Below are 12052 nucleotides of genomic sequence, written 5' to 3' on the forward strand. Positions count from 1 at the left end.
AAAGTCAGCTTTCTTTGACGAAAACTGACAAGCCTCTTTTACCTTTTTTCAGGATTCCAGCCATCGCTTCCGCTAAGCACGGCTTGAACGGTGATTTGACTTGCTTCGTTTTTTGTTAATATCGTTGACCATTTCACCCGGTTTGCCACATGACTCCCTGCGCCCGTTGATCCATATTCTTGATATCTAGCCGTTCTTTCGTTGTCTTTGTTCTCCCAGTTATGCCATCCCTCAGCTTTAATATGTTCATCCATTTTTGTTTGGAGGAACGTGACAGCCGAATGTGGTCTCCATGGACGGCCTAAGTACACAGATTGAGACGAAGCCGTTCCTTTATTTAATGTGGAATCAATAAAAACGTAGCCATACTTTTGCGCTTCTGTTGTGGATGCCGCTGTAATATACCCATTTCCAAGACTTTTTATTTCAGCTCTTTTAAATACAGCCGTTGCTGAACCAAAGATGAAGTCAACCGTGCCCTCGATATAGCAATCTTCATAATATTGTCTCCCTGTGCCTGTGGCATAAAGTGTATCTTGATAACCTAGAACACGTACGTGTTTAAACACAACCCGGTCCCCGGATACATAAAGGGCAACCGCCTGCCCTGCGTTTCGGCCAGCTGTATTTTGAAACGTGATATTTTCTGCGTAAAAATGATTTGCCCGAATCATTGTACTAGAGCTATTGGTTGTGCTCCCGCTGCTTGCATTTGTATCATCATACGTCAGAATCGTCTGATACTGATTTTCTCCAATAAAGGACACATACGACTTATTTTGCGGAAGGAGAATCTTTTCTTTATACACACCATTTTTAATATATATCGTCGTTTGCTGTTGATTGTTCACTGGTATCGCATCAATGGCAGATTGAACCGTTCGAAATGTCCCATTTCCTTTTTGATCGACAATAAGCACGCGGTTTGTTTGATGGTTGTGTCCAGCTGCTTGCGCATAAGCTGAGTCAAAAAGCAGTAAGGCCAATACCATCATCAGCAGTCGTTTTCCATACTTCATCACACATCTCCCCCTTATATTGTGAACGTTTTCATTGACGTATTCTTTTTGATCCTATTCACTTATAAAACAAAAAAACACAAAAAAACATCCACTGTGTTAGGTTGTGGATGTTTTTTCATATTTCATCGCATAAATTCCTTCATTTTCAATCCATTCACAAAATAGGACGTCTTTATAGGAGGAAATGTGCTGCTTTTTCAATTGCTCTCTCAGCCACGCTTCATCAAATCCAGCTTCCTTTAAATCTTTTCTTAGAATCTCTCCGTCGATAATAAACGTTCTAGGCAATGTGACTTCTTTTCCTTTCACGTTCACATCTTCGGCTGTAGCTGGTGCATATTTCATTTTCGGAAGCACACTCACAGACCCATCCGTTTCCAAAATGGCAAATTCAATTTCATTAAGAGCAAAATGCCCTTTCGCTCGAATCAGCGTCTGCAGCTGATTTAAATCGAGCATATTTTTCTTTAATCGATTGTAGTGAATCTTTCCTTTATCAATCACAAGAGTGGGTCTTCCCTCTAAAAAAGCGCGAATGGATTTGAATTTTTGTGAAAGCCATTCAACTGTGTAGATTAAAACGCCCCAGACTGCAACTGCAAAAAGGATATGTAGCACGCTGACTTCTGGATCAAAAATGGCGTTACCGACCATCTCCCCTAAAATCAGTGCAGAAATAAAATCAAACGGCGTGATTTGTGCAAATTGTGTTTTCCCTAATAGCTTTGTAATGAAAAATAAAGCGAAAAATCCGATAAAGAGTTCAATCAAAATATTAAAAAATGGCACACATATACCTTCCTTTCTCACTGCATGTACTTACAGCATGTACAGGAAAGGAAGGTTCTAAACCATTTATGAAGGCAGTAAAATAAAGACGTCGTCTCCCTCAACCAATGCTTCATATGTTTTCACGCATCCATGATCTGGTTCTTGAACATTTCCTGATGAAAGATTGATTTTCCAATCATGCATTGGACAGAAGACATGATCTCCGCTCACCATTCCTTCAGCTAGTACACCGCCTTTATGAGGACAGCGATTTTCAATGGCTTTGAACTGCTTGTTAGAGGTTTGAAAAACAGCTAATTCAAGTGGACCGGCTGCGACTGTTTTCCCTAGCTGCAATGGAAAATCTGATATTGTACCAATATGAACTTTTACAATTGAAACTGTCATCTGATCTCATCCCTTCAATTGATTTAGACGGAAGCAGTTGCCTTTTGAAATAATTGTCTTGTTTCTGTTTCGTTCTCTCGAATCTCTTGCCACGGTTCTTCATAAGTTGAAAGTGCGATGTCCATTCTTTCGATGAGTGCTGCACGTTTCTTGTCATCTAGCAGTACCGTTTGGATATGATTCAATCCAAGCCGTTCAACCCAAGCGGATGTTCTCTCTAAATAATTTGCGGTTTCTCTGTAATATTGAAGGTAGGCTGCGGCCATTTGTTCTACTTCTTCTGCTGTACTTACTTTCATTAATAAGTCTCCAGCTCGTAAATGTGTCCCTCCATTCCCGCCAGCATACAATTCAAATCCCCCATCGATACCTACGATGCCAAGATCTTTAATCCCAGATTCAGCACAGTTTCTTGGACAGGCTGATACGGCCATTTTGACTTTGTGCGGTGTGGCAAGTCCTTCAAATTTCTTTTCAAGTGCGATCCCAAGAGAAATGGAATCTTGCGTTCCGAATCTGCAAAATTGTTCTCCAACACAAGTTTTGACGGTTCTTAATGATTTTCCGTAAGCATAACCAGACGGCATATCTAAATCAGCCCATACTTTTGGTAAATCTTCTTTTTTGACACCTAAAAGGTCGATTCGCTGCCCTCCAGTCATTTTCACAAGCGGTATCTCATATTTGTCAACGACATCCGCTATTTTTCTCAGGTCATTAGCATTTGTCACGCCCCCGTACATACGTGGAACGACCGAATAGGTACCATCGTTTTGGATGTTGGCATGCATTCGTTCATTCACAAATCGCGAGCTTTTTTCATCTTTGTAGTCAAGCGGATACATCATCCCTAAATAGTAATTCAGTGCAGGCCGGCACTTTGAACAGCCTTCTTCTGTTTCCCAGTCAAGTACATTCATCACTTCTTTGACATGCTGCAAACCTTTCTCTTTTATTTCATGAATCACTTCATCTCTTGATAAGGTGGTGCAGGCGCAGATGGTTTCTTTTTGCGCAGTGCGGTTTGCATCATCGCCTAAAGTGTGCCATAAAATCTCTTCCACAACAGATTGACAGCCTCCGCATGACCGAGAAGCACTTGTACATTGCTTGACCTCTTGTATAGTCGTTAGGCCTTCTTTTTGAATAGCTGCCACTATTTGACCTTTTGAGACACCATTACAGCCGCAAACGATATGGTCGTTTGCCATTTGTTCAATCGTGTTTTCTTGCGCCAGCTCATTTGATGTTAAGACAGATACTTTTTCCATATCTGACATATCAACACCTTCTCTAATGTACGAGAATAAACGTGGTCCATCGCTTGTTTCTCCAAACATGACGGCGCCGACTAATCGGTTTTGCTGGAAGACTAGTTTTTGATAAATACCTTGCTGTTCGTCAAAAATCTTAATCGCTTGTTTCTCATCATTTTCGATAAAATCTCCAGCTGAAAATACATCAACCCCTGATACTTTTAGCTGTGTCGATAGTACAGATCCTTCATAAGGCGCCGGAGACATGTCACATACATGCTGTGCGAGCACGTTTGCTTGATCGTATAATGGCGCGACAAGACCGTACGTTTGTCCTCTATGTTCAACACATTCTCCGACTGCGTAAATCCGCGGGACACTTGTTTCCATGAAATCATTGACGATAATCCCCCGGTTCACTTCAATGCCGCTCGTTTCGGCAAGCTTGTGATTCGGTTTAATTCCTGCCGCCATGACCACCATATCTGTCTCTAATGTAGAACCATCTGAAAATGTTAGCCCTTCTACCCTTGTATCTCCTAAAATCTCATTTGTCTGTTTTCCTAATAGAAAGCTCATGCCTTGTTTTTCTAAAGCTGCTTGCAGAAGCTGACCTGCCACCGGATCGAGCTGACGGTCCATTAAATGAGAGCCAAGGTGAATGACGGTCACTTCCATACCTAAGTTTAATAGACCACGCGCGGCTTCAAGTCCAAGGAGCCCGCCTCCAATGACGGCTGCTTTTTTGTACATCATAGATGCTTTGACCATTTCCTCTGTGTCTTGTAATGTACGAAAAGCTGTTACCCCTTTTTTATCGCTCCCTGGAATGGGCGGGATGAACGGGAGTGACCCTGTCGCTAAAATTAAACGGTCATAATGCACGGTCCGTCCTTGATCACTCATAACGGTTTGATTGTCTGGATCGATCTTCACAATGGTCTCATTTGTAAACAGCTGAATATGATGTTCCTTGTACCAATTCCAATCGTTTAACGTAATATCCTCTGTCTTTGTATCCCCTTGGAGAACTTTCGATAAAAGAATCCGATTATAGTTAGGATACGGCTCAGTTCCAAATACAGTCATGTCGAATCGTTCATTGTCCGTTTTTAAAATGTTTTCGAGCGTTCGGATACCAGCCATACCATTCCCTACTAATACGAGTTTTTCTTTCATGAAAAACACCCCTCATGTGATCGTTTTTTAGAAAGTACCATAATCTAAACAAAGATGGAAAATACATGTTAAAATTTCTCACATAGTTTTCAATTCTTGTAGGCTGACAGCTGTACAGGACAATTTTTAAAACCTGGCATTTTACTGTGTGGATCTAACTGTTTACCAATTAATAGGTTAATTGATTGATGTTTATTCCAGTGAAATGGAACAAACACAGTATCTTTTCGGATGCTATCTGTTATGTGGCACCTCATGATGACGCTTCCTCGTTTTGACTGGATGGTGACGAGCTCCCCGTGCTGAAATCCGTAAGCTTCGGCTGTGTCAGGATGAAGCTCTGCATAAGCTTCAAACTGCCGGGCAACAAGAGAGGTGCTTTTTCTTGTTTGAACGCCCGTTTGGTAATGAGCCATCACCCTGCCGGTCGTTAAATAGAGTGGATATTCTGGACTGACTGGTTCTTTTGCACCCTGTTGTCCATGTGCAACGACTGCAAATTTTGCTAATTGATCAGGATGTGAGAATTGATGCTCAAATAGTCTTTCTGTTCCTCGGTCTTCCAAATGAGAGCAGGGCCATAATATGCCTTGCGTCTTCCTTAACCTGTCATAGGTCATACCGGAATAATCGGCTTTGGCTCCTTTCGTTGCTGTTCTCAATTCCTCAAAGATGTCTTCTGCAGATGAAAAAGAAAAAGAGCCGCCTTTGCCTAATACTGCTGCTATATCACAAATGATTTGCCAATCGTGCTTTCTTTGGTGTTTGAGTGGATAGGTTGCTTCTCTCAGCGTAACGCGTCCTTCAATGTTCGTCATGGTCCCTTCGTCCTCTAAATATGACGAAGCTGGTAAAATAACATCTGCGAGTGCAGCCGTCTCAGAGATAAATAAATCAATTGCGACAAAAAAGGACAGCTGCTCGATGGCTTTTTTGATAAAGCTTGCATGCGGACCTGATTGAACGGGATTAGAACACATTAAAAAGAGCGCTTTTATCTCTCCTTTCTGCATTTTTTCAAACATTTCAAAAGCAGATACACCTTTTCCAGGCAGTTCTTTTTCATCGATCTTCCATATTTCAGCCATTTCTTTTCTATGTACTGGGTTTGTGATATCACGGTAACCAGGAAGCTGATCTGCTTTTTGTCCATGCTCTCTTGCACCCTGTCCATTTCCTTGCCCAGTAATCGCGCCATAGCCACACCCAATCCGGCCAATTTTCCCAGTAACAAGCAGAATATTCAGGAAATTACGAACGGATGCTGTTCCGTCTATTTGCTGCTCAATGCCTCTTGCAGTCAGAATCATGCCTGTTTTTTCGCGTGCGAATTTTCTCGCTATTTTTTGAATGACTTTCATCGATACACCGGTTTGCTGCGTAATGTCTTGCAGGGACATGTGTGAAATATGCTGTTTCATTTCTTGAAAACCTGATGTTCGTTTTTTAATAAATTCTTCGTCTAGTAACTGTTCATGAAGCATGACGTGTAAGATTCCATTTGCGAGTGCAGCATCTGACCCAGGCCTTAAGCTGACATGTAAGTCTGCTAGCTTGGCTGTTGCTGTTTTTCGCGGATCGATCACGATGAGAAATGCCCCGTTCTTTTTAGCTTCTTCCAAGTACGGTATGAGGGTCGGCTGACATTCCGCTATATTGGTTCCAACCAATAGTAAAACCCGGGCATGCTTGATGTCACGAAGCGGAAAGGTTAGACCCCGATCAAGTCCAAATGTTTGGTTAGCTGCTGTTGCTGCTGAAGACATACACAGTCTTCCATTGTAATCAATGTATTTCGTTTTAAGGGCGACCCTTGCAAATTTTCCGAGTAAATAAGCTTCTTCATTTGTAATCGATGCACTACCATACACACTGATAGCATCGTTCCCATGTTCCGTCTGAAGGGTTTGAGTGCGTGCTTTGATTTCGTCAAGTGCCTCCTGCCAAGTCACTTTGACAAATTGACCGTTTCTTTTGATGAGGGGGTGATTCAATCGTTCCTTGTGCAGTGCGTGCTGGTGGGCATGCTGCCCTTTCATACAGATCCTGCCGAACGTAGTTGGATTATGAATACCTATCGTCTGGTAGCGTGTTCGCCCTTCTGCGTGCTGCTCGACTAATTGCATTTTGCACTGCATACTGCAAAACGGACATTGAGATGGGAACACCCTTTTTCGCTCTTGCTGCTCTGATGTTTGCTGCACATATTGTAAAAAAGATTGATTCATACATTCACACCCTTTTGTCTACTTTGCTCAAATTGTTCGCAGAGCTCTTCTCTCATTTCCTCATCGAGCAATTTTTCTCGGATGGAAATGATGCCGTTTTTTTGGATCCAGTCTCCAATAGATTCTTGAAAATATGCACGTTTTCTATAATCTTCAAGCAGTGCTTTTAAAAAAGGAATCAGCTCATCCGTTCGGCTCACAGAATAAAAAAGCTGACCTGCCTTAGGTTGACGTATGCTGCCTCCTATATAAATGTCCCATTCATCCAGCTGCTTCTTGATGCAGATGTCATAGATGGGGCTGAAATGACATACGCAGGAAGGACCAGCGATATGAATCGATGTGACTGCAGGTAAAAGCGTGTTTTCTAGTTGTCTTTCGATCTCCATGACAAGTGTTGTGACAGATGGATCGTGACGACAATCACATGAAAGAACATGAGAAAGTCTCTTGCTTTCCTGTGGCATGATGTGTCCATGTTCTTTTACAATATGGGCGGCCTCTTGTGAAATACCGATCAGCCGAATTCGTTTATTCTCCGTTAGTTCTACGTGCTGAATTTGCTTTTGCTCTAATAATTCGGTTATCATCTGTAAAAATGTCAGATCAAGACGGCCACCATATAACTGAGGCATTAGTATGTGCTCATGATCTGATGGGCTGTCTTTTACGAAAAGATCTTGAAACTGCTCAAGATAGTATGGAATGGCTGCTCGGCACTTGTCACAGCCGTTATCTGTCATCCAATCAAATTGTCTTCTTACTTGCTCTTCATTCAGCGGCTGCTGATTTTTTATATACGAAAAAATGGTCTGTTTCTCTACATTTGTGCACGAGCAAAACGTGTCCAGTGCTTCCGTTAGCTGATTTGATGAGACATGGCAGCAGGCACGAACAAGCTCTTGACAGCCTCCGCAGCCCGTTGCGGCCCCTGTCTGTTTTTTTATCTCTTCTAAATTTGTCAGCTGATGGACCGATATGCTTTTGAATATCGCTCCCTTCGTCACCGTGTGGCATTGGCAGATGAGGTCCTCTGTTTTTAATGAATCTAAAGGGGATATCTGCTCTTCATTCAGTGATTTCATGACTACGCTTTTATCACGCCCCACTTTTACATCCTGCAAAAGCTGCTCAGCTCTCTCAAGTTGACCAACTAATACAACGCCTGTGAGCACATCATGTTCAAACACTAGTTTTTTATATACTTCTTGTTCTTCATCTAAGTAAGTCACCACTGAAGCGGAGGGGGATCGGTTTACAATACTGCCAGCAGAATAAATAGATATGTCATTTGCTTTCAATTTTGTTGAATAAATGGCAGGAGGTAAATTCATGACCAGTTCATCTAATAAATGATTCGCAAGCACGTTTGCTTGTTCATAAATAGGCTGCACAAGACCGTGCACCATCCCCTTATGCTCTGCACATTCTCCAATAGCATAAATATTCTCAACGTTTGTCTGCATGACATCATTTACAACAATGGCTTTTCTTGTATGAATGCCGTGCTGTTTTGCAAGCTCTATATTCGGACGGACCCCTGTTGTGAAAACCACGAGATCAGCATCCACGATGTCTCCACTTTTTAACAGAACGCCTTCTACTCTCTCGTTTCCTAAACATGCAATCGTATGAGCATTTGTTTTTACCTGAATCCCCTTGCGACTTAATTGTTGAGACAAAAGCCCTGCAGCTGTTTCATCTAATTGGCGTTGCATAAGCCAATCCGTGTGATGAATCAAGGTTGTCTTCAGTCCAGCGATCTGTAAACCAGCGGCCACTTCCACACCAAGTACACCACCTCCAATGACTGCTGCACGCTCATAGCGTAAAGAATCAGCGTAAATGGCCTCATAATCGTCAATCGTACGAAAAGCATAGACCCCTTTTTTGGATACGCCTTGTATAGGCAGAAAATGAGGCGATGAGCCTGTGGCGATAACCAGTTTGTCATACGGGATATTCCGGCGTGCTTCTGTCATGAGCAATTGACGCTTTGTATCGATGTGGACAACTGCTTCGCCTGTTTGGATGGTGATGTCATGTTTGGTGTACCATTCTTTTGGCTTTAGTTCAATCTGAGACAATGATTCACTTTTTTGTAAAACCGATGAAAGTTTTATTCGATTGTAAGCTGGGTGCTTCTCTTTTCCAATGATTGTGATGGAATAGCGTTCTGGCTGTTTCTTTACAATATGTTCGATACATTTCATACTCGCCATGCCGTTTCCGATAAACAAGAGTTTACGTTTTGCCATGTGAGATCAACCTTTCTAGCTTTTTGCGCCAAAGCAATGTTTGCCTAGATTATGGCACACATTTGTAAAAAAGTGTTTATCCATGTCATTTTTTCTAACACAATACTTCCATTCCTTCTATCAACTCGCTATCTTTAAGTCAGAAAATTCAAAATAAAGGAGGGGTTTTGTGAAACTCTCAGAATTGACTTCTAGTGGTCACCCTAAGACATTGTTTGGTTCATTTTTATATTTTGACGTGAGTTTCATGATTTGGGTTTTGCTGGGGGCACTCGGTGCTTTTATTGCACAAGATTTTGCCTTATCGACAATAGAAAAAGGCATGATTGTAGCCATTCCGATTTTATCCGGATCTTTTTTTCGAATTGTGCTAGGCCTATTAACAGACCGAATGGGACCTAAAAAAACAGCGATGATGGGCATGATTTTGACCACCATTCCGCTCATATGGGGGTTTTTCGCTGGTACATCCCTTTCAGAGCTAGTACTGATCGGGATTTTATTAGGGGTTGCAGGTGCGAGTTTTGCGGTCGCTTTACCGATGGCAAGCCGCTGGTACCCTCCTCATTTACAAGGGGTAGCGATGGGAATTGCCGGCGCCGGAAACAGCGGAACACTGATCTCGACACTCTTTGGTCCAAGGCTTGCGGAGATGTATGGCTGGCATACAGTGATGGGGCTCGCTCTTATTCCTTTAAGTTTCGTCTTTTTGTTTTTTATTTTCACAGCAAAAGATGCACCAAACCAGCCCGCCCCTCAGCCGCTTCGGTCCTATTTTTCAGTCTTTCAAGTGAAAACAACGTGGTTTTTCTGTCTTCTTTATGCAATTACATTCGGTGGTTTTGTCGGACTTTCAAGTTTCTTGAGTATTTTCTTTGTGGACCAATATGCGATTTCAAAAATTCATGCCGGTGATTTTGTGACGCTTTGTGTGGCGGCAGGCAGCTTCTTTCGGCCAGTTGGCGGTTTGATTGCCGATAAAATTGGCGGGATGAAAGTACTGCTCGGTTTATTTGCTTTGATTGGTATCTGTTTAGGGGCAGTGAGTAGTCTACCTGCTTTACCAGTGGTCATTGCGCTTTTATTTGTCGGAATGATGTGTCTTGGTATGGGGAATGGGGCGGTGTTCCAGCTTGTCCCGCAAGTGTTTCATAAGGAAATTGGGATTGTGACTGGAATTGTAGGGGCTGCAGGAGGCATTGGGGGATTCTTTTTACCAAACGTTCTTGGCAGTTTAAAAGAAATGACGGGCTCCTATACGTTTGGCTTTTTGACTATTTCTCTTTTTGTTCTTGCTGTCTTCCTCTGTTTGGTTGTCTCCCAGTTCAAACGTAAAAAAGTCATTATCCAGCCAACCATGTCTGAATCATAAAAAGCCATGACCACTCTTTGGTCATGGCTTTTCTCTATATATGGTAAACACCCTTTGTTTGACCTATTTTGGCAGAACCGAACTCCCCATTAAATAACGGTCTACCTCATGCGCCACTTGTCTGCCTTCGTTAATTGCCCAGACAATCAAGCTTTGACCGCGTCTTGCATCTCCCGCTGCAAATACGCCTTCTACATTCGTTGTATATTCCCCATATTTTGCGTCAATCCGATTGTTTTTGCTGTCCACGCCAAAGTGTTTCACTAGCGGCTGTTCAGTTCCCTCAAAACCAATCGCAATAAAGACTAGCTGAGCTGGCCATACCTTCTCTGTTCCTGGAATCTCATGAAATTCAAACTTCCCTTGCTCGTTTTTCACCTTTTCCATTTGAATGGTATGAAGCTCTTTTAACTTCCCATTTTTATCAGCCACAATCTTTGTGGTTTGAATCGAATATTGGCGCGGGTCTTCTCCAAATTTTGCTTGTGCTTCTTCGTAAGCATAATCTAGAGAGAAGACATAAGGCTGTTCTGGCCACATGTTATCCCCTACACGTGTATCTGGAAGCTTTGGATGCTTTCCGAATTGAACAACACTTTTTGCTTTTTGGCGAAGTGCAGTTGCGACGCAGTCAGCGCCTGTATCTCCTCCGCCAATCACAATGACGTCTTTCCCTTTTGCGTCAATAAAGTTTTTATCTTTGAATCCTGAATCAAGCATGCTTTTTGTTGCGAGTGTTAAATAATCCATTGCCAGGTGAATCCCTTTTGCTTCCCTGCCTTCAATTAACAGGTCACGCTGCTTTTGTGCACCTGTACAAAGGATGACCGCATCAAATTGCTCTTTCAGTTCATCAGCCGTGATATCCACACCAATTTCTGTATTGGTCACAAAGTCAATGCCTTCTTGTCTTAAAAGTTTGACTCTGCGCTCAACGACTTCTTTGTCGAGCTTCATATTCGGAATACCATAACTGAGTAGTCCGCCTAGACGATCAGATCGTTCAAACACGGTTACAGCGTGTCCTGCCTGGTTTAGTTGGTCTGCACTTGCCAGTCCTGCTGGTCCTGATCCGACAATGGCGATCTTTTTCCCTGTACGACTTGAAGGAATTCTTGGTGTAATCCAGCCATTTTCAAAACCTTTATCAATGATCGTTCGTTCGATATTTTTAATCGATACTGCTGGATCATTGATCGCGACGGTACATGAGCCTTCACAAGGTGCTGGACATACTCTTCCAGTAAATTCAGGGAAATTGTTCGTTTTTTGTAGTCTTTCAAGCGCTTCTTTCCATCTGCCCCGGTAGACAAGGTCATTCCATTCTGGAATTAAATTGTAGATCGGGCAGCCAGAAACGCCGCCCCTGATCTCCATCCCAATTTGACAAAACGGTGTTCCGCAATCCATACATCTAGCACCCTGCTGTTTCAATACCTCATCTGTATAAGGAGCTGAATATTCTTTCCAGTCATTTTGACGAGTGAGAGGGTCACGTTCATTTGGCTTTTCTCTTTTATAATCCATAAAACCTGTTGCTTTGCCCATTGTCCTCTCC

Annotated in this window: 8 protein-coding genes; 1 reads left to right on the plus strand and 7 read right to left on the minus strand. The window is 42.5% G+C overall.

Annotated elements, in window-relative coordinates:
• Positions 1 to 38: 38 nt before the first annotated feature.
• From NSQ70_RS09295 to nirB (NSQ70_RS09320), 6 genes are all read right to left on the minus strand, one after another.
• Positions 39 to 1019: a pectinesterase family protein gene (locus NSQ70_RS09295; RefSeq protein ID WP_268431751.1), complete on the minus strand. Its 981-nt coding sequence runs from the start codon at positions 1017 to 1019 to the stop codon at positions 39 to 41.
• 99 nt (positions 1020 to 1118) lie between these two features.
• Complete coding sequence (locus NSQ70_RS09300; protein WP_281215230.1) at positions 1119 to 1811, minus strand: DUF421 domain-containing protein; 693 nt, start codon at positions 1809 to 1811, stop codon at positions 1119 to 1121.
• Between the two features lie 66 nt (positions 1812 to 1877).
• Positions 1878 to 2201, minus strand: coding sequence for a nitrite reductase small subunit NirD (gene nirD / locus NSQ70_RS09305; protein ID WP_008346593.1), 324 nt, complete (start codon positions 2199 to 2201; stop codon positions 1878 to 1880).
• A gap of 23 nt (positions 2202 to 2224) precedes the next feature.
• Positions 2225 to 4636: a nitrite reductase large subunit NirB gene (nirB, locus tag NSQ70_RS09310; RefSeq protein WP_268431753.1), complete on the minus strand. Its 2412-nt coding sequence runs from the start codon at positions 4634 to 4636 to the stop codon at positions 2225 to 2227.
• An 89-nt stretch (positions 4637 to 4725) separates the two neighbouring features.
• Positions 4726 to 6864, minus strand: a complete 2139-nt coding sequence (locus tag NSQ70_RS09315; RefSeq protein ID WP_342502583.1) for a nitrate reductase — start codon at positions 6862 to 6864, stop codon at positions 4726 to 4728.
• On the minus strand, positions 6861 to 9122 hold the full coding sequence (gene nirB / locus NSQ70_RS09320; protein ID WP_256689324.1) for a nitrite reductase large subunit NirB: 2262 nt from the start codon (positions 9120 to 9122) through the stop codon (positions 6861 to 6863). Before nirB (NSQ70_RS09320) ends, NSQ70_RS09315 begins: the two co-directional genes overlap by 4 nt.
• A 169-nt stretch (positions 9123 to 9291) precedes the next feature.
• Between nirB (NSQ70_RS09320) and NSQ70_RS09325 the strand changes: the two genes are divergently transcribed.
• Entirely contained in the window at positions 9292 to 10494 is a 1203-nt protein-coding gene (locus NSQ70_RS09325) for a nitrate/nitrite transporter (protein ID WP_251211189.1), read from the plus strand.
• A gap of 63 nt (positions 10495 to 10557) precedes the next feature.
• On the opposite strand, the gene gltD is transcribed toward NSQ70_RS09325, so the two are convergent.
• Positions 10558 to 12042: a glutamate synthase small subunit gene (gene gltD / locus NSQ70_RS09330; protein ID WP_342502119.1), complete on the minus strand. Its 1485-nt coding sequence runs from the start codon at positions 12040 to 12042 to the stop codon at positions 10558 to 10560.
• Between the last annotated feature and the right edge of the window lie 10 nt (positions 12043 to 12052).

The organism is Bacillus sp. FSL R5-0397 (genome assembly GCF_038593395.1).
GTDB lineage: Bacteria > Bacillota > Bacilli > Bacillales > Bacillaceae > Bacillus > Bacillus altitudinis.

What these genes read in the sequence shown, in the direction of transcription:
- NSQ70_RS09295 (WP_268431751.1), bottom strand. Translation starts at nt 1,019, where the DNA reads ATGAAGTATGGAAAACGACTGCTGATGATGGTATTGGCCTTACTGCTT.
- nirB (WP_256689324.1), bottom strand. Translation starts at nt 9,122, where the DNA reads ATGGCAAAACGTAAACTCTTGTTTATCGGAAACGGCATGGCGAGTATG.
- NSQ70_RS09315 (WP_342502583.1), bottom strand. Translation starts at nt 6,864, where the DNA reads ATGAATCAATCTTTTTTACAATATGTGCAGCAAACATCAGAGCAGCAA.
- nirB (WP_268431753.1), bottom strand. Translation starts at nt 4,636, where the DNA reads ATGAAAGAAAAACTCGTATTAGTAGGGAATGGTATGGCTGGTATCCGA.
- gltD (WP_342502119.1), bottom strand. Translation starts at nt 12,042, where the DNA reads ATGGGCAAAGCAACAGGTTTTATGGATTATAAAAGAGAAAAGCCAAAT.
- nirD (WP_008346593.1), bottom strand. Translation starts at nt 2,201, where the DNA reads ATGACAGTTTCAATTGTAAAAGTTCATATTGGTACAATATCAGATTTT.